The 19,873-nt window shown below is 59.4% G+C and carries 23 protein-coding genes and 2 pseudogenes; 12 read left to right on the top strand and 13 right to left on the bottom strand.

Annotated features, from left to right (window positions below):
• Positions 1–38: 38 nt before the first annotated feature.
• Positions 39–959, bottom strand: a complete 921-nt coding sequence (gene ligD / locus ACPPVR_RS35675; RefSeq protein ID WP_426611186.1) for a non-homologous end-joining DNA ligase — start codon at positions 957–959, stop codon at positions 39–41.
• Between the two features lie 117 nt (positions 960–1,076).
• On the opposite strand from ligD, the gene ACPPVR_RS35670 reads away from it, so the two are divergent.
• Positions 1,077–1,262, top strand: a complete 186-nt coding sequence (locus ACPPVR_RS35670) for a DUF3606 domain-containing protein (protein ID WP_028133503.1) — start codon at positions 1,077–1,079, stop codon at positions 1,260–1,262.
• A gap of 286 nt (positions 1,263–1,548) precedes the next feature.
• Here ACPPVR_RS35670 and ACPPVR_RS35665 read toward each other — a convergent pair whose 3' ends face one another.
• The 3 genes and pseudogenes from ACPPVR_RS35665 to ACPPVR_RS35655 all read right to left on the bottom strand — a co-directional run bounded on the left by ACPPVR_RS35665 (position 1,549) and on the right by ACPPVR_RS35655 (position 3,338).
• Positions 1,549–1,806 carry a methyltransferase domain-containing protein gene (locus ACPPVR_RS35665; protein WP_426616250.1) on the bottom strand — a complete coding sequence of 86 codons (258 nt, stop codon included), beginning with the start codon at positions 1,804–1,806 and terminating at the stop codon, positions 1,549–1,551.
• Between the two features lie 692 nt (positions 1,807–2,498).
• Positions 2,499–2,831 carry a hypothetical protein gene (locus tag ACPPVR_RS35660; protein WP_426611185.1) on the bottom strand — a complete coding sequence of 111 codons (333 nt, stop codon included), beginning with the start codon at positions 2,829–2,831 and terminating at the stop codon, positions 2,499–2,501.
• Between the two features lie 79 nt (positions 2,832–2,910).
• Positions 2,911–3,338: pseudogene (locus ACPPVR_RS35655) on the bottom strand (Hsp20 family protein).
• A 313-nt stretch (positions 3,339–3,651) separates the two neighbouring features.
• Between ACPPVR_RS35655 and ACPPVR_RS35650 the strand changes: the two are divergent.
• Positions 3,652–3,876, top strand: a complete 225-nt coding sequence (locus ACPPVR_RS35650) for a hypothetical protein (RefSeq protein WP_426611184.1) — start codon at positions 3,652–3,654, stop codon at positions 3,874–3,876.
• Between the two features lie 800 nt (positions 3,877–4,676).
• Here the strand turns inward: ACPPVR_RS35650 and ACPPVR_RS35645 are convergent.
• The gene (locus tag ACPPVR_RS35645; protein WP_426611183.1) at positions 4,677–4,916 is read right to left on the bottom strand and encodes a hypothetical protein; all 240 of its coding nucleotides are present in this window, start codon (positions 4,914–4,916) and stop codon (positions 4,677–4,679) included.
• A 401-nt stretch (positions 4,917–5,317) separates the two neighbouring features.
• On the opposite strand from ACPPVR_RS35645, the pseudogene ACPPVR_RS35640 reads away from it, so the two are divergent.
• A pseudogene (locus ACPPVR_RS35640) lies at positions 5,318–5,449 on the top strand (ester cyclase); the annotation flags it as partial.
• A gap of 150 nt (positions 5,450–5,599) precedes the next feature.
• On the top strand, positions 5,600–5,800 hold the full coding sequence (locus tag ACPPVR_RS35635) for a hypothetical protein (RefSeq protein ID WP_426611182.1): 201 nt from the start codon (positions 5,600–5,602) through the stop codon (positions 5,798–5,800).
• Positions 5,801–5,941: 141 nt separating this feature from the next.
• Here the strand turns inward: ACPPVR_RS35635 and ACPPVR_RS35630 are convergent, their stop codons facing one another.
• Positions 5,942–6,160, bottom strand: a complete 219-nt coding sequence (locus tag ACPPVR_RS35630; protein WP_426611181.1) for a hypothetical protein — start codon at positions 6,158–6,160, stop codon at positions 5,942–5,944.
• Between the two features lie 567 nt (positions 6,161–6,727).
• On the opposite strand from ACPPVR_RS35630, the gene ACPPVR_RS35625 reads away from it, so the two are divergent.
• Both ACPPVR_RS35625 and ACPPVR_RS35620 read left to right on the top strand, forming a co-directional pair.
• Positions 6,728–7,276, top strand: a complete 549-nt coding sequence (locus tag ACPPVR_RS35625) for a hypothetical protein (protein ID WP_426611180.1) — start codon at positions 6,728–6,730, stop codon at positions 7,274–7,276.
• A gap of 225 nt (positions 7,277–7,501) precedes the next feature.
• Positions 7,502–7,705 carry a hypothetical protein gene (locus ACPPVR_RS35620; RefSeq protein WP_426611179.1) on the top strand — a complete coding sequence of 68 codons (204 nt, stop codon included), beginning with the start codon at positions 7,502–7,504 and terminating at the stop codon, positions 7,703–7,705.
• A gap of 627 nt (positions 7,706–8,332) precedes the next feature.
• On the opposite strand, the gene ACPPVR_RS35615 is transcribed toward ACPPVR_RS35620, so the two are convergent.
• Positions 8,333–8,539 (bottom strand): hypothetical protein, encoded by a 207-nt coding sequence (locus tag ACPPVR_RS35615; protein ID WP_426611178.1) that lies wholly within the window; start codon positions 8,537–8,539, stop codon positions 8,333–8,335.
• A 319-nt stretch (positions 8,540–8,858) separates the two neighbouring features.
• On the opposite strand from ACPPVR_RS35615, the gene ACPPVR_RS35610 reads away from it, so the two are divergent.
• Complete coding sequence (locus tag ACPPVR_RS35610; RefSeq protein WP_426611177.1) at positions 8,859–9,176, top strand: DUF7662 domain-containing protein; 318 nt, start codon at positions 8,859–8,861, stop codon at positions 9,174–9,176.
• A 481-nt stretch (positions 9,177–9,657) separates the two neighbouring features.
• On the opposite strand, the gene ACPPVR_RS35605 is transcribed toward ACPPVR_RS35610, so the two are convergent.
• Positions 9,658–9,807 (bottom strand): BLUF domain-containing protein, encoded by a 150-nt coding sequence (locus ACPPVR_RS35605; RefSeq protein WP_426616249.1) that lies wholly within the window; start codon positions 9,805–9,807, stop codon positions 9,658–9,660.
• Between the two features lie 201 nt (positions 9,808–10,008).
• On the opposite strand from ACPPVR_RS35605, the gene ACPPVR_RS35600 reads away from it, so the two are divergent.
• Complete coding sequence (locus tag ACPPVR_RS35600; RefSeq protein ID WP_426611176.1) at positions 10,009–11,244, top strand: Gfo/Idh/MocA family oxidoreductase; 1,236 nt, start codon at positions 10,009–10,011, stop codon at positions 11,242–11,244.
• A gap of 461 nt (positions 11,245–11,705) precedes the next feature.
• On the opposite strand, the gene ACPPVR_RS35595 is transcribed toward ACPPVR_RS35600, so the two are convergent.
• Positions 11,706–12,221 carry a ferritin-like domain-containing protein gene (locus ACPPVR_RS35595; protein WP_426611175.1) on the bottom strand — a complete coding sequence of 172 codons (516 nt, stop codon included), beginning with the start codon at positions 12,219–12,221 and terminating at the stop codon, positions 11,706–11,708.
• A 255-nt stretch (positions 12,222–12,476) separates the two neighbouring features.
• Between ACPPVR_RS35595 and ACPPVR_RS35590 the strand changes: the two genes are divergently transcribed.
• Entirely contained in the window at positions 12,477–12,638 is a 162-nt protein-coding gene (locus ACPPVR_RS35590) for a DUF6894 family protein (protein WP_426611174.1), read from the top strand.
• Here the strand turns inward: ACPPVR_RS35590 and ACPPVR_RS35585 are convergent.
• The gene (locus tag ACPPVR_RS35585; protein WP_426611173.1) at positions 12,628–13,353 is read right to left on the bottom strand and encodes a Crp/Fnr family transcriptional regulator; all 726 of its coding nucleotides are present in this window, start codon (positions 13,351–13,353) and stop codon (positions 12,628–12,630) included. The two genes, ACPPVR_RS35590 and ACPPVR_RS35585, sit on opposite strands and share 11 nt — an antisense overlap.
• Before the next feature lie 250 nt (positions 13,354–13,603).
• On the opposite strand from ACPPVR_RS35585, the gene ACPPVR_RS35580 reads away from it, so the two are divergent.
• A complete protein-coding gene (locus ACPPVR_RS35580) occupies positions 13,604–14,875 on the top strand; it encodes a DUF892 family protein (RefSeq protein ID WP_426611172.1) in 1,272 nt (423 codons plus the stop codon).
• Positions 14,876–15,060: 185 nt separating this feature from the next.
• On the opposite strand, the gene ACPPVR_RS35575 is transcribed toward ACPPVR_RS35580, so the two are convergent.
• Complete coding sequence (locus ACPPVR_RS35575) at positions 15,061–15,219, bottom strand: DUF2934 domain-containing protein (RefSeq protein ID WP_426611171.1); 159 nt, start codon at positions 15,217–15,219, stop codon at positions 15,061–15,063.
• Between the two features lie 192 nt (positions 15,220–15,411).
• On the bottom strand, positions 15,412–15,618 hold the full coding sequence (locus ACPPVR_RS35570; protein ID WP_426611170.1) for a hypothetical protein: 207 nt from the start codon (positions 15,616–15,618) through the stop codon (positions 15,412–15,414).
• Positions 15,619–15,767: 149 nt separating this feature from the next.
• Here ACPPVR_RS35570 and ACPPVR_RS35565 point away from each other — a divergent pair, with 149 nt between their 5' ends.
• Together ACPPVR_RS35565 and ACPPVR_RS35560 are read left to right on the top strand one after the other, a co-directional pair.
• Complete coding sequence (locus tag ACPPVR_RS35565; protein WP_426611169.1) at positions 15,768–16,337, top strand: peptidase S14; 570 nt, start codon at positions 15,768–15,770, stop codon at positions 16,335–16,337.
• A gap of 573 nt (positions 16,338–16,910) precedes the next feature.
• Positions 16,911–19,295, top strand: a complete 2,385-nt coding sequence (locus tag ACPPVR_RS35560; protein ID WP_426611168.1) for a PAS domain S-box protein — start codon at positions 16,911–16,913, stop codon at positions 19,293–19,295.
• A 382-nt stretch (positions 19,296–19,677) separates the two neighbouring features.
• Here ACPPVR_RS35560 and ACPPVR_RS35555 read toward each other — a convergent pair whose 3' ends face one another.
• Entirely contained in the window at positions 19,678–19,833 is a 156-nt protein-coding gene (locus ACPPVR_RS35555) for a hypothetical protein (protein ID WP_426611167.1), read from the bottom strand.
• Between the last annotated feature and the right edge of the window lie 40 nt (positions 19,834–19,873).

Below are 19,873 nucleotides of genomic sequence, written 5' to 3'. Positions count from 1 at the left end.
GAAATCGCCGATTTGGTTCGAGGCAACCCCCTCGGCGATCACAGATCTTCACGCAGTCCCTTGAAGAACGGATGCCGGACCTTCCCTTCCGCAGACTTCGCACGGTACTCGATCTCGGCGAGCAGCTTCGGCTCGACCCAGACGCCCTTGTGCGTGACACGCTTGGCATAGGGCTGTGTCTTCCGAACCAGCGGCTCAAGCCGCCTTCGGAGTTCCGCCGTCGAGACCTTGTCGAAGCCGTGATCGACCTTGCCGGCGTAGACCAAATCACTACCCTTGCGCCGGCCCAGATAGATTCCATCCCACTTTCCTTCGTCGAGAGCGAAACCGGCGATGGTCAAGGTTTCGCGCTGCGCGCAGGTCTTCTTGACCCAGTTGTTGCCCCGACCGCTGGCGTACGTGCTGTCGCGCACCTTCGACACTACGCCCTCCAGACCCACCTTGCAGGCGTGCGCGAGCATCTCGCGACCTTCGATCTCGAAGCTTTCGCTAAATTGAATCTCGGTGCCGGCGACAATTTTCTTCAACTCGGCCTTGCGCTGAAAGAGCGGCAGCTTCCGAAAGTCGCGACCGTTCAGATAGAGAAGGTCGAAGGCGACGAGGACGATGATGGTGGAGCTACCTTTGAGTTCGTTCTGAAGGACCGAGAAATCCGTCGTGCCGTCGGCCGCCGGGACCACGATCTCTCCGTCCACGATGGCCGAGCCGGCCTTGATGTGCCAGGCTTCGTCCGCGACCTTCTTGAAGCGGTTGGTCCAGTCGTGGCCGCGGCGAGTGAAGACCTTGGCGGCCTCGTTCGCCAGGTGGACTTGGACGCGGTAGCCGTCGAACTTGATCTCGTGGATCCATCTGGCGCCTGACGGCACCTTCTCGATCGACGATGCCAACGCCGGTTCTACGAATCCGGGGAACGGCGCCTTGACGCCGATTGCCGCCGGTTTACGCCGCTGAAACGCCACTCAACGAACTCCAGTGCAACAACACGCCGATTCAAATTGACACAGCCGGAATCGTTCCGGAACCCACGAATCCTTGCAGCGTTGCACTGCCGTCAGATTTCGCAAGAGGAGGCACCGATGGCTGCAGCAAAGAAGAAGACCGCGCGTGGACGCAAGCAGGACCGCGCCCGCGTCGCAAAGGGACAGGACTACGAGGTCCGGTACGAGGCGAAGAAGACCGGTCGGTCGGCCTCGGCGGTGAAGAAGGCCGTCAAGAAGGTAGGCAACTCCCGCAAGCGGGTTGAGAAGCGGCTCGGACGCTGAACGGAGCAGATCGGCACCTCAAGGCACCGCGCTCGTCGCCACCACGCGGTCGCAGCGTACGAACGAGCCCCGTCCCCTTCTCCGTCGAGATACGCGGATCGAACAGCATCGCGCAGCGTGATCTTCGTCGTCTCTTCCAGCGAGGCAACGAATTCGGCAATAGGCCCTTCGCCTCCCTCCGCCGGCGCCCAAAAGTCCGCGAAGGAAGCTAAGTCCATGCGGATGGTTCGGCTGCCCTGTACCACATCGACCAGGCCTGCGTTCAGCCAAGCTTCGCCGGGGCGGCTCAGTCGCCGGGTATAGGCCCGCGCGCGCCGGCTCTCTCCGCTCGGGGTGGGACGGCGGCCGTGTCGAAGAACATCCGCAAAGCGACGAAGTCGCCGCGCGTGTCCCATGTGGCAGCCGATACGGTCCCGCCGGGACAGGTCACGCGTCGCATCTCGCGTACAGCAAGATCCGAGTCGTGAGCCAACTGCAAAGCCAGCAGAGAAAGCGAATGGTCGAACGATCCGTCCGCGAACGGGAGGTCGCACGCGTCTGCGATCTCGAAGCGAACGCGGGATCGACGATTGCCCGCCTCGCGTGTTCACGCTCGCGGGGAAAGGTGCCCGCGTTTGGTTACCGACAAAAGTAGCTTATGCTTTACGTTTCGCCACCATCAACGGTGACGCGGAAAAGCGCACGTAGAATGAAAGAGGCCGAAATTGACGGGGCCTACACGGGCAATTTTACGGGTTCCGATTCACTTTAGTTATGGCAAGGATTTGCGAGCTGGGATAAAGTGGCAATCTAGGGCTGGTTAAGCCATTTCATTTCGGAATTATTGAAACCCGGAAAGCGTGAGGGGGTCTCAGACAGCGGCCCTTTGCTTTAACATACGCTCGGTTGACCTTGCGGCGTAGTTTCCGGATAATCTCTCGGAGGTCGACCGCGTACTTCGATAATCCGCTTGACCTCTTCTTGGCGCGAAGGGGGTGGCTTCGGCGGTTCCTTGCCCAAACTGGTCAACGTTCGGAGATGTGCCTGCATGGTCTTGGAGAGCCATGGGTGATCATTGAGCTTCAAATCAGACCACAGTGATTTTCAAACTAGGCGATCGAGGTTGGAAGCAGGCCAGCGCCCAGTTTCGATGGTGCTTCTAACGATCTGCAAGGGTTCTCGGGGATGGCGGCCGGCGTGTCGGAACCGGCAAGTCCGTTCCTCTTGAATCCGAACTATCCCATTCGGAGTACCGCGTCATCGCGGTTGTCTCCGAAAGGCGGCGGCCAAAGGCCGCCGCAACCGCATCGGCACGCCGCCGCCGCGGGGAGGATCGTCGTCATCGCCGTCCAGCTTTCGCAATGCGGCGAGGATGTCGGCGAGCCGGATCGTGCGGCCCATGCCGGGTATCTCGCGCAAGGCGGGGCAGGATTCGACGGCGAACATGTCTGAGGCCCAGGACGACAGGATGATCCGCTTCTCCGGAACGGTGAGCTCCATGTCGTTCAGAACGTCATCCGGGGATGCGTAGTGCGCAGCCGAGTGGAAGAAAGAATTGAGATTGCCGGAGTTCGTGTTGGCGTTGGTCATTGCGTTGTCTCCCTTTACGCTCCTTTCAGGGACGGGTTTGTTGATGCGGGCGGCGAAGATCCGCCGCCCGCGAAAGCCGTCAGGCGGCTTTCTTCTGCTCGATCTGAGGCGAGGAAGCCGTGGCGCCGGCGATCTGGATTCGGCGGGGCTTCATGGCTTCCGGCACCTCGCGGACGAGATCGATGATCAGGAGGCCGTCGCGGAAGGCTGCTTCCTTCACCTGGACGTAGTCGGCCAGGTTAAATATCCGGCGGAAGGGGCGTGCGGCGATGCCCTGGAACAGGTAGTCGCCCGCGCATTGTGCTCGGCGGTCACCGTGATGTCGTCGGCTCCGAAGCCCGCCACCGCGAAGGAGATCCGGTAATGGCCTTCGCCGGAGCGCTCGATGTTGTAGGGCGGATAGTTGTCGTCGGTCGCCTGACGGAGTGCGCTGTCGACCAGCCCAGCCAGGTGGTCGAATCCGATGGTGGAGCGCCACAGCGGCGCAAAGTCGAAGGTCGTCCTCATATCCAAGTCCTCCTAAGAGCAAGATGGTTACGAAGGAGCGCAAGACGGCAGCTGCCGGGCGGCGCCCGCGCCGGGCCCGTGAAGGCGCCCGGCACCGCTCTCGCGGTAAAAAACGAGATAGAAAAACGCAAGGGCGCTTCAAGAGGGTCGGCGGAAATTTTTTTCGACCGGATGTGTCGGGAATGACTCGCGGCCTTCATGACAGAAGGCGCTTGACAGCGGTGCGCTCCCGAATATTTTTGGCTGCGGAAGATCCGTTCTTCCGAGCTCTTGAAATCGCAAAGGACCACTAAGCCCGTCAGGAGTGACGCTGATGCTCGACGAAGATTTCGCCCGCAGCCGGGCCCATCGCAACAACATCGGCCGATATCAGCGGCTGCTGCGCACTACGCTCTCGGAGCTGGAACGCGAGTTTCTCGAGAGACGCCTTGCCGAAGAGCGGACCGCGCTCGAAGCCTTGGCCGCCGACGCTTTTCCAATAGCATTAATCATGCCCGAAGCCCCGTCGGCCCCTGCTACGTCGGGAGGCGAGCCGTGAGCGACGTGCGCGACCTGCACATTTCGCGGTAGCGAGAAGGTCATCGGACACTATCGTCTGTTGCTGGAGAACGCAAAGACTGAGGCCCTCGCTTCTGCTTTAAGGATGCAAAGGCGAAGGAAGCCTTCGCGTTGACCTGCAACAACTTCGGCATTCGGTGCCGGGACGGCTAACCTAAAATGTGCCCTATCAACCCGCTGACATGGCCGACACAGGTAGGCGTGTATTGCTGGCAGGCCAGCAATCTCCGGAAGTGTAGCGAGGTACTCCATTGGCCGCCTGCATTCTTGGCAGGTGAGCACGGGTGGATTTTCCTGGCTGCGGCGGCTCGTCATTTCCACGCTTACTCAGAGCGCGAAACATAGTTTCGGGTGACGCAAAACACACCTCCGTTGGAATACCGAAGCCTATCGAAATTCGGCAGCTTCTCGTGAGGCCGTTCGCACCAGACGGAGGACATTCACGAGCAGTAAGCCCGCGCGCTAACATCGCCGCGCTTTGTTCACAAATGGACCACGCGAGGGAATGGATGCAGCCTACCCTCGCTGAGCGTCGGTTGGATTCTTCTCCGTTCCGAAGCTCAAGCGGGCTCAGCTCATCACCTTTCCAAAGCTGAGGTAGCTTGCTCGTTCCGAAGCAGCGATTTTGCACGAGAGCCGAACCATACTGGCTAACCGCCGAACTGGCGCGGCGGCCTGTAAGTACGCCCCACTGGGCTCGCCCGCCAGTTGCACAAGAATCAGCAGTGTTGTTTAGATCAGGCCACGGGTGACGCCGTGCCGCTCCCGAAATGCTGTAAATTAGCCAGACCGCGGCGTGGGAGGGTCACGCCACTCCAGCTCGATGCCATCGGGCATCTCGCCAGCCTTATAGAAGACCTTGCCGTCCTCACGCACAACGAATGGATCACCACCAGCGCCCAGTCGTCCCTGAACAATCTTCATCGCTTCGGCAATTGCGGCCTGATCGTTTGTGGCCTCTTCCAACTTATGTGGGAGGGCGCCGCCGTCTTCCGGAAAGATCGTCAGGGTGTATGCCATAGCCAGGAATGTCCGAACCGATGTATGCCGAGGGCTCTACGGCGCCCCGCAATTGCAGGCGCGCAAAGCCTGTCCTTTATTTATTTTCGCCTGTCGTGGGAGTTGTTTCGGGTGTCTGAACCTTTCCCGACTTCGGTATGACGGTGTCTTCCATGTTAGTGGGCGGCATGTTTGGCAATACTTCAATTTTGTTTTCCGGTTTGAGCGCCTGACAATCCATGGCGTAGACCATGTCTCCCTTGGCAGTTTGTCCTATCGGCGGGCAGTCAATTGTACCAGGCTCAGCGAAAGCAGCCGACGACAGTAGCAGAAGCAGTCCAGCAGCTTCAACATAGTCTCCTCCAAAACTGCCGGACAACCACTGCGTCTATGACTTGTTCCTTGGCAGGGAAACTTTGGCAGGCGTCTTTCTCGGCTTGCCGGTGAATGGCAGGCGCGTCTCTCCAGAGAACGTCTTCTACCAATTCGACAACAACAAGATCGTACGCGTTCGATCGATTATCGATCTGGCGGTCTTGGAAGCGCAACTCTAGGCAACCGCCGTTCCAGGGCCACCATCAGGAGACCCGACCGATGCGACATCGGGCTGGTCGAAGGACACGCATCGAAGGCGACGAGCACGCCGCGCCCTGCGCCTTGAACCAGTTCTCCCTCACGGCGTTCCATTTGAAGAGGAGACTCCTATGCCTTATGCGCTGTTTGAAGACGACCAGAAGCTCAGCAAGGAATTCCCCACCGAGGAAGAGGTTTGGGCTCACGCTGAAGAGGCCGGCCTTGTTGATGTTGTCGCTGGGAAGACAGTTCTGGAGGATGGGTACACCATTCAGCCGTGCCAGCCGGATGATGAGACCGGCATCCCTATCCCACCACCAGCGGCGTCCTAAGCGTGATCGTGCCCGTCCGTTTAAGGATTTTGGAGTCTGCAAATCTCGTCTTTCGCTCAACCTTGGCATATTCTTGGCTCGTCGCTTCTGTCGAAGAAACGGACTTTGCTTGGGCACGCTGGCTACGGTTTTGCGGACCGCCTAGGGCCGCCCCGTCAGTTGCAATTCCATAAGAGCTATTCTCTGCAGAATTGCCATGTCGCGCTCTCCACCCTTGGCCGTACGCAGGATTGATTCAGCGATAATGTTGACGTGCGCCGAATGAACTGGCTCTGGCAGCGTCGCCACGGCAGCGTGCAAGGCTGACGTCATAGCCTCGACCATATCGGGAGGAAACGCCGCATTGGCGAAGTTTTGCATATTCCGGGACTCGATGCGCCCATGCGCCTGAAACAACGGTCTTTCGACTTCGCAGTTCCGATTCGACGGCTCTGTCGATCGCCCCGTTTTGCCGGATCCACTGCGCAAAGCAGCTCACTGTTTTTCGCCCAGCTTCGGAAACGTTACGTTTTCCGCTCAAAGAATGAGGCTAAGGCATCAAGACGCAAAACTCAGGCGCATCAGGTTACTGGGCGAACAGGACAAGCTCGGCTCAGCGTCTCGTATGCCGAGCGGTGACAATTGGTGCATACATCCGGCACGCCTTCGACAACTCCAAAGTGCCCAGAATTCTGGGGTGGGGATTGCGGAGCGCGTGGCGGCAAGAATCGTCCCTCGCAACAGGGTACGGTAGGCTCAGCGCCGCACAAGCCCTCCGCGCAGGAATAAGATCCGACATAAAGGGGCCGCCAGGAAAAAGGAGCAGCGCGCGCGCAAATCGATCACAGCTCGCAATGCCAGGTGCCCCAGATTGGCAGCGATGTGGGGCATTTTCACGCCTAGGAACGAAACGCGGGAGCGTGGCTTGGTCGCTGAAGGAGTTGCGACATGAAACCCTCACGCATTGTACTCGTCCTAGCTATCGTCATCCCCTGCGCGGCGTTCGCCCAAGGTGGAGGCGGTGGTGGAGGCGGCGGTGGTGCTGGCGGCTCTGCCGGTGCAAGCGCGGGCGGGGCGACGTCCTCCGCGGGCACGGGAGGTTCGGCCGCAACATCTCCGTCCGGCATGGGAGCAGCGGGTACGGCGAACTCGGGCGCGACGGCAAGCCCGTCGGCTATTACGCCGAATGCAAATACCAATCCAACAACGGGAACTACCGATGCAAGAACAGGCATAGCCAACACCACACCCGTGCCCCCATCTGAAACCAACCAGGGAATGGTCAATGGTGACCGCACGGGCGTCGTCACGACCCCAGGCACTAATACCGCAGGCACAGCTGGCTCGTCGGGAACACCGGCTGCCAATCCACAGGGTGCGGCGGCGGGCGGCATCGGCCGGCCAACAAGCACCGATGAAAGGGACACCGACGCAAAGATCGACCAGGAGAACACCAACGTCGACGGAACGGTGAACAAGATTTGCAAAAATTGCTGAGGGCCATCGCAGTCATCGTCGCGGCTTCTAGTCTTGTCGCCGCGCGGGGGGCGGATGCGAAGAGCAAGCGGCTCGTCGCACGTCATGTTTCGACAGTAAGCCCGCCCAGTGCCGCAAACCCTCGTGCCGAACGGCCACGCGATCCGGCGGATATCGCGCTGGACAAGAGGATCAAGAGTATATGTCGCGGCTGCTAATTGCATCTCAACGCAAACGGAGAACCAGATGAAACCAATCCTCTACCAGCACGAGCTCGCGGAAAAACTTGAAGATCGCTCGGGCGTCACCGGCCTCAAGCTGATCCGGGTGAAGGGATACATTCCAAGTTGGGAGCTCGGCGGTATCCGGCAAATGCCTCTGGATGAATCTGCCGAGGCGGCACTCGGCGAAGAAGTGCGCAAACTTCAGGACGAATTCGACATGGCCTAGCCGGAATTCGCCACCGGGCTTGCGCCTCATGCGCTCATGTAACGGGCACGTTAACAACGAGAGCGTACAGTCGCTCCGTAACTTCAGAAGACCTTCGAATTTCCGCAACTTACGCGAGCACAAAAGTATACACTGCGGTTGCGGCGCCATGACGTTTGCTGCGTCGCCGTCAGGAACGACGCCGCGCGCTCGCAGGTTGGTCAGCTCCCGTCAATGACGACCGGGGCTTACAATAGGACCTCCGTCATGAGCCAGAACAACCAGAATAACCAAGGTGGGCCAGCAAGGCCAGAACCCAAACCAGAAGCCGGGTCAGCAGTCGCAGAACCCCGGCCAGGACAAGCCCGGACAGGGCGGCCAGCAAGGCAATCGCTAACCGAAAAGAGGCCCCGAGGAAAACTTCGGGGCCTTCTCGCATCTGAGGTTGTCGAAGATGGAGCTCAGCGGCCTGGAGCGCGAATTTCTCTCAAGACTTGCCGTCGAGCCATGCGCCAGCTCGCCGCTGTAAGATCACAGCCTTCTCCCGCGTTGGTCGAGGCCAAGCGTGTCACGACGGGGCGCGCGCCAGCCGGCGTCATCTGGTACCAACCACCGACGAGGGATTGGCAGCTGGCAGCGCCGGGCCATCTACCCGATCGGTGCGTCCTCGCGCGCGCGCCTTTTCTTTATCAACGTCGCGTAACGGCTCTCGCAAGCAGCTTGCGTGCGGCCAAGCGCCTTGGCAACAACTGACCAGGATGAACCGCCGGAACGCATGTCTTGCAGCTTAGCCTCGTCCTCGAGCGACCAAGGCTTCAGACGGTTGGGTGATGACTCGCCGATCGTAAAGGGCATGGTTCTTTCTCATAAATATCGATCAAAAATTCCGTGGCGGAGCCGCGCATGCTCCGAAAGCTTATCCCACTCGTTGGCCAACCGAAGCCATGCCTGTCGATCATCGTCGCTAACCGCCGCTGCCGAGAGGTGTCGGCACTCGTCGGCATTGCTCTTAAATCTATCGGCATCGACTTGCGTCACGGCGTCTCCTTTCTCCTTCAACCGAGGAGGTTAGGCTGGCGTTCCATGCAGCGGACCGCATGGGCGACCTTCGTCCCTGTCGAAAGAGATCGATCGGCGCTTCCCGCCGCGCGGGCGTCTCGCTAGAGTGCACCGTATGACGTTGGAAAGCCGCAAATCGGTCTACGAGCCGCTGCGCCAAAGACTACTGCGCGAGGGCAGCCAGAGCCTTCAGTTAACATTTTCCGAGATCGAAGCCATCCTTGGCAGAAAGCTTCCGCGTTCGGCCCACACATTTTCAGCTTGGTGGAGCAACGAGAGTTCGATGAAAGTCGGCCATACCCAAGCGAAAGCATGGATGGAAGCCGGCTTTCGCGCCCACGCGTCCATCAAGAACCGCATGGTCGAATTCCGGCGCGCCCGACGGCTTTCCGTTAGCCGCAAGATCCGCAGCTATCGTCCTAACATTTGTTAGGCGGCATTTTACCGAACTTGCTACAGGGCGTTCGCAGGAGACTGCCGTGAGACATGTAGATACAGCATGAGAAAGCTGCGGGCCGAAGCTGTCGACTGTGCGCCGATAGGCGCGCTCAAGCGATCCGCATCTGAATATCTTGGTATGTCAGGCATGAGATACGTCACTCCCACGCGATACCGTGTTCTTGCAAAACCGTCACGACCCGATCGTTTGCTTGAGACCGTGTAAAATTAGGGCTTCTTTCTCACCGCATGCAACCGTATTTGTCCGATCTCAGGATGCGACTAGACACTGCTGGCATGCCGAGAGGAATTCGAGCGCCGTGAGATGATCAAATTGCGCTAGGTTGATCCGCTCATGAACCCGAACAAACCCCGGCGGCAAATCTTCCGCGCCGGCGATGAGGTGAAAGCGCATAGACCATTCGGCAAAGGAGCGACCAGCTGAAGCGTTGCCCCGAAAAAGCGTGGTGATGTTCTTATGCCGGGCGGTCGATCTCGATGCGGGCGAAGGTCGCCAGAACATCTTCCGCACGGCCTTCGAGCACCTGCAGGAACCGATTCTGGGCAAACACAAGCATACCGGTGAGGTCGGCGGCGGCGTTTCGCTGCCGGACGCCCGCCAGCAAGAGCGCAAGATCGTCGCGCGTAAACGCGTGGCCCGCTTCGCTCGCGTAAAAACCCGAAACACAATGTTCTCCGTCATCGTAATCTTGCCGCAAGTAAAGGACGTTTTCCCTAAAGCCAGGTAACCAAGTGAAGAGTCAGATGGGAATGCAAGGGGTCCGGAGCGGAACAGGAACAATCAGACCCTCGTCTCGTTTGCGAACATGCATTTCTCACGTATTCCACTGTCCGTTTTCACCCGTCGCCGCGCCTTGCAGGTATCGGCAAGCTCGCTTCTTTTAGCTGCTGCCCCGCCTGCGGCTGCGGCGGATGCCAGCCCGGTCGATCGTGGCGGGGTGCGGGAGGGGGAGGTACGATTTCCGGCCATCCTCAAATCGAATGAAGCCGGCGAGCGAGATGCAGACGGTCCACTGCCCGACGACCAGCGAGTGGGCTTCGCTGTTGTGGCTTTGGGGCGCCTTTCAATTGAACAGATCCTGCCCGCGTTTGCACAATCCAAGAAAGCAAAGCTCGCCGCGCTCGTTTCCGGATCGCCCGCGAAATTGAAGGTGCTTGGACGCCAATACGGGCTCGGCGACGACCAGCTCTTCACCTACGACGAGTTCGAAAAGCTGGCCGCGGTAGACGAGGTTCGCGTCATCTATATCGTTCTTCCGAACGCTTTGCATAAGGAGTTCGTCCTGCGATCAGCCGCTCTCGGCAAGCATGTTCTATGCGAAAAGCCGATGGCAACGAATTCGCTAGACGCCGAGGCGATGGTTGGCGCCTGCAAGGAGAAAAACGTGAAGCTGATGATTGCCTATCGTTGCCGCTATCAGCCGCACCACAAAGAACTTATGCGTCGGGTTCAGGGCAAGGAATATGGGTCGGTCAAGTTAATCGAAGCCGTCAACGCACAGAACCAAGGCGATCCAAGTCAGTGGCGCCTCCGCCAAACTCTCTCGGGCGGCGGCTCGCTGCCCGACATTGGGCTCTACTGCTTGAACGCGGCCCGTGCGACATTAGGTGAGGAACCGGCGGAGATTCAAGCAGCGATAAGCTCAACGCCGGATGATCCGCGTTTTCGAGAGGTTGAGGAAAGCGTTGTATGGACGATGCGCTTCCCATCGGGCGCTCTCGCGGCGTTGTCGACCAGCTACGGGGCGCATAGAGCCTCGCGGATGGCGGTGCATATGGACGAGGCTTCACTTATCCTCGACCATGCCTTTCCCTATAAAGGGCAACGGCTTTCGTTAGTGCGTGCCCTTGACGGCCTCGAGACTGAAACGGTGATAGACGTGCCCGCAAAAGATCAGTTTGCGCTGGAAATCGATCACATGGCGGACTGTGTCGTCAACAATCGCTCGCCTGCTACGCCGGGCGAAGAGGGCTTGCGTGACATGCGGCTCATGGCTGCTATCTACCGGGCGGCCGAATCCGGAGCTCGGCTGAAACTCTGATTGGCCGCGATAACCTTGGCGGGGGTGATTACAGCGGCCGGTGGCAGCTGCGGCGGCTGCCGAGTGCATGCGCGTTGCGCCGCCGATGCTTTGTTAATCGCGAAAATCGAGTTGCCGATCCGTCCGCGACAATTGCGGCCAGCTCTGTCTCCGAGAGACCCAACCGCTTTTTTTATCAGCCGCACCCGCGCGCGGTCGCCGACCTCGGATTGGCTGTGGCTTAGACCGGCGCATGGCGTCGTCATTGTCTTTAACCGTAACGGGAAAGTTCCCGGCACCATTTATTCACCAGCAGAACACTAAAACGCCTGTAACCGGCGAAAAGCGCCTACGGCGCGCAAAAAGAGAAAAACCCCGGCTATAAAGCGCGGGGTTCTTCAAAGCCGACATCACCGGGGGAAGCTTCGTCGGCACCACTGATACGTCGCACCAACCTCAGGAGCTGACGTTTGTTCCGAGCCTCACGCCGCGGTCGAGGCCTTTTTATTGACGCCCTTGCGCAGCGCGATCGTATTGAGCTTCGTGTTCGCCGCCTTTTCTTCGTTCAGGTTGGTTGTGAGGAAGCGCACGATATCCTCGTGCCCCAGTTCTTCCGCCCAGGCGATCAGCGTTCCATAGCGGCACATTTCGTAGTGTTCGACCGCTTGCGAATTGGCCACGATGGCGGCGTCGAGAACCGCCTTGTCTTCAATCTCGCCAGCCGTCTCGTTCGCCTCTTTGATGATACCATCAATCGCCGGGCATTGGGTGCCACTCGGCTCCTTTCCAAGCTTCGCGAAGACCTTCTCAAGGCGCTCCACCTGCTTCTGGGTCTCCTCCAGGTGGCCTCGAAGGCCGGTCGCCAAATCCCGGTTCGTCGCCAGATCGATCATCTTAGGCAAAGCCTTCATGATCTGCTGTTCGGCGTAATAAATGTCCTGAAGGCCATGCAGCAGCAGATCGTCCATCGTCTTGATGTCTTTCGTGAATAAACCCATCCGATCCTCCTCTGAAAGAACCTGCAACGCGGCATAGGGGTTGCGGTTCCTCGATCACCTAGCGGCCGACGGAAACGCCGCGGGCCGCGTGCCCAATGGGCAAAGCGCGTCCTCAATGCGACCGGGCCTCAAGCCCCATCAGGGTACACCTCTATCCCATAGATCAAACCGATCGGCCCGTGGGGCTCGCGATCTCGCGACCGCTTCTTTAGGATCGCAAACGGTCACCCCTTCGAAGATGACGAGGGTACCGAATTGCCGGACGACACGGCCGCCTGGCGTGAGGCGGTTCTTACCGTGCGGGACATCGAGAGTGCTCTGAATCCCGGCGGATGCTGGACGCTTGAAGTTAGGCGCGACGGCGAGATCATATTCCGGATTGATATTCGGGCAACGACGTCGATCGCTAACTTGTAGGCTTCAAATGTAGATAGCCGTCTTCAAAACCGCTGAAAGCTTCTAGCTTCGCGCGCTCCAAAATGCGAAAGCGACCGCGCTGCACTTCGACTAAGCCCTCCCGGCGCAGTTCCTGCAAGACACGATTCACATGGACCGCTGAAAGGCCTAAACAATCGCCGAGATCCGCCTGAGTTATCGGAAAGACGAATTCGTTATCGTTTGCCCGCCCGATCGCTTCCAACCGGCGATAGATTTCCATCAGCAAATGAGCCAAGCGCGTATTCGCAGGGCGTCCGCCCACATTAACGATCCATTCCCGAAAAATGGCGGCGTCCACCAGCGTTTCGCGCCAAAAGGCGTCCGCCACGGTAGGCCTTGCGCGATTGAGGGCTTTGACAGCGTCGTGTGAGATAAGGCCAACCACGCAGGGCGTCATCGTTACGAGGTCATGGTCCATCACGTGCAGGTGCAAGCTCTGCATATCCGGGATTTCACCGGGAATGTGAAGCGATAAAACCTGCCGGCGTCCATCGACGATCGTCTTGGCGCGGTAGGCAAAGCCACTAAGCAGCAGGCAGCAGTCGGTTGGTCGGTCTCCGTCGCCTACAATACGTTGGTGTGCCTCGAGGTCACGCCGGCGTATCGGTAGCGCCTCGATGGCCCGTATATCTTCGTCGCCCAAATTGTTCGAGATCTTGAGTTTCGTGACGAGAGCGGTTGCTAAGGCGGTCATCGAGCTGTCCCTACGGATGATGTGCAAACATCGCCAAGTGCCGAGAAACGGCAGTATGAGTAAATTCTTAGCTGCGCATCCGGTTTCTTCGCAAATGTTAAAGAGCAGCCTCGGTTCAGACGCCCCCAGCGGCACTTTGCCTCCGGTAAAACGAAATCTGCGATTGGATGCGTTGTCGCCTCATCTTATTAGGAACAACGCATCTGACGGCCGGTTCGAGAGGTATCTTTCTCCCACCGTTGAGGCCTGCATGTATCACCATGTCAAAAAACTGATGTTCACCGTGCGCGTCGATGAGCCTGACGTGCGATTCGGCAACATGCTGCTCGAACAATTCGGCGGCGCCAACGGCGAGTTGGCCGCAGCCATGCAATATTCCATTCAGGGAATTAACTGCGAAGATCCCGACCGCAAGGATCTTCTGATGGATATCGGCACCGAGGAGCTCAGTCACCTTGAGGTGGTGGGCACGCTTGCCCGCATGCATCTGAAGCCGGCTAAATTCGATCGCGAGGCAGCCGAAGCTGATCCGTTGATCGCCATTGCGGGCGGCGGCGGTGTCAACCTGTTTAATTCCCAAGGCAACGCCTGGACGGCCGATTATCTCAAGATCACCGGCGAACTCGACGTTGATTTGCGTAGCAATATCGCGGCCGAGGCGCGGGCCAAGATCGTCTATGAGCGTCTCATCAATTTCTGCGACGATGCCGGGACCAAGGATGCGCTTCAATTCCTGATGACCCGCGAAATCACCCACATGAAGGCGTTCTCTGCCGCCCTGGAGAGCATGAACAAGCCCGCCTTTAGCATTGGCCGCATCGCGCCCACACCGGGCCTGGTCAATCAATTCTTCAACGACTCGACGGGCAGCGGCGATCATGGCGAAATCGATACGCGCGGTCCCTGGAATGAGGGTAGCGATTGGGTGTTCACGGAATCTCCTGCCATCCAGGCGGGCGGCGAAACCGGGCCAACAGCAATCGTCGCCGAGAGTTCGTCACCAGTCGATGAGGCCGGTCTCGGCGACCTTTTGATCGACCAGCTCCGCGATATTCTGCATGCTGAAAAGCAGCTCACCAAGGCCCTGCCAAAGATGGCCGAAGCCGCGCGGTTCGATCAATTGCGGGAGCTCTTTGAACAGCATCTCAGCGAGACAGAAGCGCAGGTCGAACGTATCAACGAATGCTTCGAATTGCTGGGCAAGTCGGCGCGCGCCAAGCCCTGCAAAGGGATGGCCGGCCTCGTCGAAGAAGGCCAGGAAGTCATCGCCGAGGGCGAGGACAAGGAAGATGCCGCTGCCGATCTCGCCCTTATCAGCGCCGCCCAACGCGTCGAACACTACGAGATCGCCGGCTATTCCACGGCGCGCAGTCTGGCGCAGCAACTGCGCCACAGTCAGATCGTCAGCCTCCTCTCGAAATCGCTGGCCGAGGAAGAAAACGCGGATCAGTTGCTCAATCAAGTCGCACGCTCGTTGATGTCCATCGCAAAGATGCCGGCCGCAATTGAACAGATTGAGTAAAAGAGGCGAAAGGAGAGGGCACCCGGCGGCCCTCTCCACATCGTCGCCTCAAGCATGCAATCGCGGCGCGAGCGTTTTCACCGAAACAGATCCGTCGATGTGTTTTGCAAGCGCGAGCGCGCTTTGCCACGCCTCTGCTCACGCAGCGAGTGTCTGCTCACGCTGCAAGTGTCGTTGGACGGCAATTACAGCGTATCCGGTACCTTCAGTTCGTGCTTGATGACCTCATCTTTGAGCTGCCGCTCAGCCTCATACCAAAACTCATCTTCACGATCGGCAGGTCGACCGGCTAGGTCCCAAAGCTCGAAAGCACGCTGACGTACCTCCTCTTCAGTAACTGTCATCGAAATCTCCTTGTAAAAGCACGCCCCTGCCTCCGGGACAACTGCTGAGGAGGATTCGAAGGCAGGAGCCGTGCAGGCCAGTACGCGTACAAATCCGGCCTGATGATTCAAAGCGTCGGCTTGCGGCCCGTTCCTACGGCGACACCGGTTCGGATGTGCAAGCAGACGTCATCATCGAGCGGTACAGCCCGACTAGCCGCTAAGCTTGAATTCCGCGACAGCTCGCCGGGCGACGATATCCAGTTCGCCGAGCGTGTAATGACCTACTTGAATAGCAGTCATCAACTGCTCAGCGATACATTTGCGGGTGTCATGATCCCCGCCATTTTCCAGCTCGCGACAGGTCTCTTCCAACACCATCTCCAATTTCGCACGTACGCGCTTGTCAATCTCGGACATCTGTCGCCTCTCGCATAAGCTGGGAGTTTAGCGAAAAAGGCGTCCCGCACATTCACATTTGTGAAACTCGACACTCCATTCAGGGCGTTTGAAGTCGTCGCAAAACGGCATGTTCTCTGCATGAAAACCGTGAACCGAAAGGACCGGCTATGGAACTGCAGGGTCTGTCAGCTATCGCCTTCAAGTCACCCGCCATCGCTTTGTCGGGTGTCGTCGACTATGACATGTACACGAAGTTCAGGACACAGTTCGACCAAGCCTCGGATCAGGAAATGGTTGTAACCGAACTCTCGACACTCGGAGGCGATCCAGAAGTCGCCCGCATGATGGGCGAGGATATAAGGTTTGCCAGCGAAATGGAGCCCGAGCGGCGATTTGTCTTTCTGGGGAAAGCTGCGATCTACTCTGCGGGCACCACGTTCATGGGCTTCTTCGCGCGCCGGAACCGTTATCTCGCCCGCGGCACGCGCCTCATGATTCATGAGCGAAAGCTTTCGAAGCAGCTGACAATTGACGGTCCCCTGACGACGTGCATTGCGACCGTGAAAGCTACCCTCAATGAAATCGAGTGCTCGATAGCGATCCAGAACGAGGGGTTTCAGAACCTCATTGTCGGTTCGGATGTCACGTTCGAGGAGGTGCTCAAGAAAGCTTCGTCGAACTGGTATCTGGAAGCGCAGGAAGCGAAGAACCGTGGGCTTGTCGAAGACGTCCTTTAGTCGAGGTCTGGGAGCAACTTCAACCACGCTTCAGCCGAAGGCGATGAGACGGCACGACGGGGCACGGCCGCTGGCCAGCGCCGTTAAAGCCTGGTACCAATATTGTTGCTTCCACCCTTGAAGCCAAATCCCGCTTCGCTAATTTTTGTGCTGCCATCTGGAGATGTAAAGGCGCCCGCGAGGGAAGAAGGTCCCTCCAGGGCGGAGAGTAGTCACAACGGCCTGCCTCGCGCCGCTACCGGCGAGTCAAGGGTTGGACCCGGGGCTTTTGCTTGATCGGCGGGCCAACTCTGCAGCGCCGCTCGTCGTTCGGCGACGGCACGATCGAACAGCACGAGGACCAGGCCGAGACAGGCGGCCGTCAACGTATCCTTCAGGGTTTCGCCGATATCGCGTCGACTTCCTGTTGCGATAGAAGACTGTCCTGTTCGGACCGGCCATCCGGGCCGGTGGTAGAGGCCCCGCGGGTCTCGGATCGGGCTCGGCAAGCCGCGTCTTATGGAACCTGATCAACGAAGTATTGTTTTACCGCAGACGGTCCCGCTTCCGACTGGGACCCGGGGTAGGACTCATATGGAAATCTCTGATCGGTTCGAAGCTGCAAAATCGAGCGAGGGGCGATACCGCCTCCTCATCGAGGCGATCACCGACTATGCGATCTATATGCTCGATCCCGCGGGGCACGTGACCAGCTGGAACCCGGGTGCCAAGCGTTTCAAAGGTTATGACGCGGACGAGATCATCGGCCGTCATTTTTCCACCTTCTACACTGACGTCGAGCGGGCGCAGAACGTGCCGGCTCTTGCGTTGGAGGAGGCCGAGCGGACCGGCCGCTTCGAGCGCGAGGGATGGCGTGTGCGCAAGGACGGCACGCAGTTCTGGGCTCATGTGGTCATCGATGCGATCCGCTCGCCCGAGGGCGGCCTCGTGGGTTTCGCCAAAATCACCCGGGATCTAACCGAGCGAAGGGCAGCCGAGGCGAAACTACGCGAGAGCGAAGAGCAGTTCCGACTGCTGGTTCAGGGCGTGACCGACTACGCCATCTACTTGCTCGACGTGGACGGGAATGTCGCGAGCTGGAACGCCGGTGCCCGGCACATCAAGGGCTATACTCCCGAAGAGATTATCGGTCGCCATTTCTCGAACTTCTACACGGAAGCGGATCGGGCTGCGGGCCTACCGCAAATAGGCCTGCAGACCGCGGCCCGTGAAGGCCGATGGGAACACGAAGGTCAAAGGGTCCGGAAGGACGGCACTCCCTTCTGGGCGCACGTCGTCATCGACGCGATCCGAGACGACGACGGCAAGCTCGTCGGTTTCGCCAAGGTGACCCGGGACATTACGGAGCGCCGCGAGGCGGAAGCCGCGCTCCACGCGGCGCAGGCGACGGTGATCCGTTCCCAGAAGCTGGAAGCCATCGGTCAACTTACTGGCGGCATCGCTCACGATTTCAACAACCTGTTGCAGGTCATCAGCGGCAATCTGCAGCTGCTCGGCAAGGACATCGCCGGCAATCCTCGCGCCGAGACTCGCGTCCAGAGCGCTCTCGCTGGCGTTGCCCGTGGATCGAAGCTGGCTTCTCAGTTGCTGGCCTTCGCGAGACGACAGCCGCTTGAGCCGAGGGTGGTGAACGTCGGTCGCCTGATCAAAGGCATGGATGAGATGCTGCGGCGCGCACTCGGTGGCGAGATTGAGGTCGAGACGGTCATCGCCGGCGGGCTCTGGAACAGCCTCCTTGATCCGGATCAACTTGAAAACGCGATCCTCAATCTTGCGATCAACGCGCGCGACGCGATGAACGGCGAAGGCCGACTGACGATCGAAGCCAGCAACGCCTTCCTCGACGACGAGTATGTCCGTCAACAAGAGGATCTGACTGCCGGACAGTATGTGATGATCGCGGTCACCGACACCGGCATCGGCATCCCCCCAGACATCCTGGAGCGGGTGTACGAGCCCTTTTTTACGACCAAGGCTGAGGACAAGGGTACGGGCCTCGGCCTCGCTATGGTCTACGGCTTCCTAAAGCAATCGGGCGGGCATGTTAAAATCTACAGCGAGGTCGGCTCCGGAACGACAGTGAAGCTCTATTTCAAGCGAGAAGTTGCGAGCGAAGACACGCTGGTCGGCATTCCCTCCGGTGAAGTTGCTGGTGGCCACGAAACCGTGCTCGTGGTCGAGGATGACGACGAAGTTCGCGAGGTTGCGGTCTCCATGCTCTCCGAATTCGGCTATCGCGTGGTCAAGGCGAGGGATGCTGCGGGCGCACTCGTCATCGTTGACAGCGGCATCCCGATCGATCTGATCTTCACCGACGTCATGATGCCTGGCACGCTGCGCAGCCCGGAGTTGGCGCGCAAGGCCAAGGAACGTCTGCCCAACGTGGCGGTCCTCTTCACGTCCGGCTACACGCAAAACGCCATCGTGCACGGTGGTCGGCTCGACCCTGGAGTGGAGCTGTTGGCCAAGCCTTACACACGTGAGGCGCTCGCACGGAAAGTCAGGCATGTGCTGGCCAATCATGCCCAAAGGCGCGTCGCGGCTCTGGGATCGCGTCGGCCGGCCATCGAAGACGGCCTCAAGACCGCGACAGTGTTGCTCGTCGAAGACGACGAACTCGTCCGCTCCGCGACGACGGAAATGCTGAGCGACTTCGGATGCCAGGTTAGGGAAGCTGGCACGGCTCAAGAGGCTTTGAAGGTCTTGGATGAGGTTGCTGTCACGATCCTTCTCACGGACGTTGGCTTGCCCGGCGTATCGGGTCTGCAACTCGCGAAGGACGCGCGCGTACGGCGGCCGGATCTCTGCCTGGTCTTGGCAACGGGCGACAGCGGCGTCGGCTCTGAAGCCGCGCTCTTGGACGCGGTGCTCGTCGTGAAACCTTACACTTCTGAATCCCTGCGCGAAGGATTGGAGAGCGCGCTGAAGGCGAGAAAGGCGGCCTTACCGGGACGCTGACGTCCAAGGCGGCGGGAGCCGTTAGGAAAGGAGACGCGGTGGATTCGGTCGAGGATCAATGCAGCCGGCGGCCGATGCGCGTAAGGTCCTATGCTTCGCCGGGGCGCGGGACGAGGTGAAGCGGCGCGCGGGGGATGGGAAGCGGTCTATCGACCCTTGTTGAGACCGGTACCTCGGGGCAGCCCTTGGCCTCGTACCGCTCGGCCAACTTCGTTAGGCGTCGTTTTGTGAAGGGGTCCGCTCGCTCGGCGATGTCCCGGACCCGCTGGGCAAGGCCTCGATAAAATTCAATTTCCATGACGCACCCCCGCAAACGGCACTCGCTGAATTCAGTACCGAGAAGGGGCGCCGTCAAGCCGTCCGGAGCGCCGGCAGCAGTCTCTTAGAGGAGAGCGGCCCAGACGTCGGGACCGAAGGCGAGGGCGGCAGCCACGGACAGCAGCAACCCGGCGCCGCAGAAGATCGCGACCGCCTTGAATTCTTCGACGTCGACGTTCGTGCCGGTCGCACGCGCCAGCGCTTTGGCTGCCCAATCCATTGTTCGATCTCCTGGAAAAACGCCGCGACGACGTCCATGA

This window comes from Bradyrhizobium sp. McL0616 (assembly GCF_049993385.1).
Classification (GTDB): domain Bacteria; phylum Pseudomonadota; class Alphaproteobacteria; order Rhizobiales; family Xanthobacteraceae; genus Bradyrhizobium.
This window is presented reverse-complemented; position numbering and strand designations above follow the sequence as displayed.

What these genes read in the sequence shown, in the direction of transcription:
- ACPPVR_RS35670 (WP_028133503.1), top strand. Translation starts at nt 1,077, where the DNA reads ATGGCTGCAGCAAAGAAGAAGACCGCGCGTGGACGCAAGCAGGACCGC.
- ACPPVR_RS35645 (WP_426611183.1), bottom strand. Translation starts at nt 4,916, where the DNA reads ATGGCATACACCCTGACGATCTTTCCGGAAGACGGCGGCGCCCTCCCA.
- ACPPVR_RS35615 (WP_426611178.1), bottom strand. Translation starts at nt 8,539, where the DNA reads ATGCCCTTTACGATCGGCGAGTCATCACCCAACCGTCTGAAGCCTTGG.
- ACPPVR_RS35625 (WP_426611180.1), top strand. Translation starts at nt 6,728, where the DNA reads ATGAAACCCTCACGCATTGTACTCGTCCTAGCTATCGTCATCCCCTGC.
- ACPPVR_RS35630 (WP_426611181.1), bottom strand. Translation starts at nt 6,160, where the DNA reads ATGCAAAACTTCGCCAATGCGGCGTTTCCTCCCGATATGGTCGAGGCT.
- ACPPVR_RS35595 (WP_426611175.1), bottom strand. Translation starts at nt 12,221, where the DNA reads ATGGGTTTATTCACGAAAGACATCAAGACGATGGACGATCTGCTGCTG.
- ACPPVR_RS35660 (WP_426611185.1), bottom strand. Translation starts at nt 2,831, where the DNA reads ATGACCAACGCCAACACGAACTCCGGCAATCTCAATTCTTTCTTCCAC.
- ACPPVR_RS35620 (WP_426611179.1), top strand. Translation starts at nt 7,502, where the DNA reads ATGAAACCAATCCTCTACCAGCACGAGCTCGCGGAAAAACTTGAAGAT.
- ACPPVR_RS35565 (WP_426611169.1), top strand. Translation starts at nt 15,768, where the DNA reads ATGGAACTGCAGGGTCTGTCAGCTATCGCCTTCAAGTCACCCGCCATC.
- ACPPVR_RS35580 (WP_426611172.1), top strand. Translation starts at nt 13,604, where the DNA reads ATGTATCACCATGTCAAAAAACTGATGTTCACCGTGCGCGTCGATGAG.
- ACPPVR_RS35650 (WP_426611184.1), top strand. Translation starts at nt 3,652, where the DNA reads ATGCTCGACGAAGATTTCGCCCGCAGCCGGGCCCATCGCAACAACATC.
- ACPPVR_RS35600 (WP_426611176.1), top strand. Translation starts at nt 10,009, where the DNA reads ATGCATTTCTCACGTATTCCACTGTCCGTTTTCACCCGTCGCCGCGCC.
- ACPPVR_RS35585 (WP_426611173.1), bottom strand. Translation starts at nt 13,353, where the DNA reads ATGACCGCCTTAGCAACCGCTCTCGTCACGAAACTCAAGATCTCGAAC.
- ACPPVR_RS35570 (WP_426611170.1), bottom strand. Translation starts at nt 15,618, where the DNA reads ATGTCCGAGATTGACAAGCGCGTACGTGCGAAATTGGAGATGGTGTTG.
- ACPPVR_RS35560 (WP_426611168.1), top strand. Translation starts at nt 16,911, where the DNA reads ATGGAAATCTCTGATCGGTTCGAAGCTGCAAAATCGAGCGAGGGGCGA.
- ACPPVR_RS35555 (WP_426611167.1), bottom strand. Translation starts at nt 19,833, where the DNA reads ATGGATTGGGCAGCCAAAGCGCTGGCGCGTGCGACCGGCACGAACGTC.
- ACPPVR_RS35610 (WP_426611177.1), top strand. Translation starts at nt 8,859, where the DNA reads ATGACGTTGGAAAGCCGCAAATCGGTCTACGAGCCGCTGCGCCAAAGA.
- ACPPVR_RS35635 (WP_426611182.1), top strand. Translation starts at nt 5,600, where the DNA reads ATGCCTTATGCGCTGTTTGAAGACGACCAGAAGCTCAGCAAGGAATTC.
- ACPPVR_RS35575 (WP_426611171.1), bottom strand. Translation starts at nt 15,219, where the DNA reads ATGACAGTTACTGAAGAGGAGGTACGTCAGCGTGCTTTCGAGCTTTGG.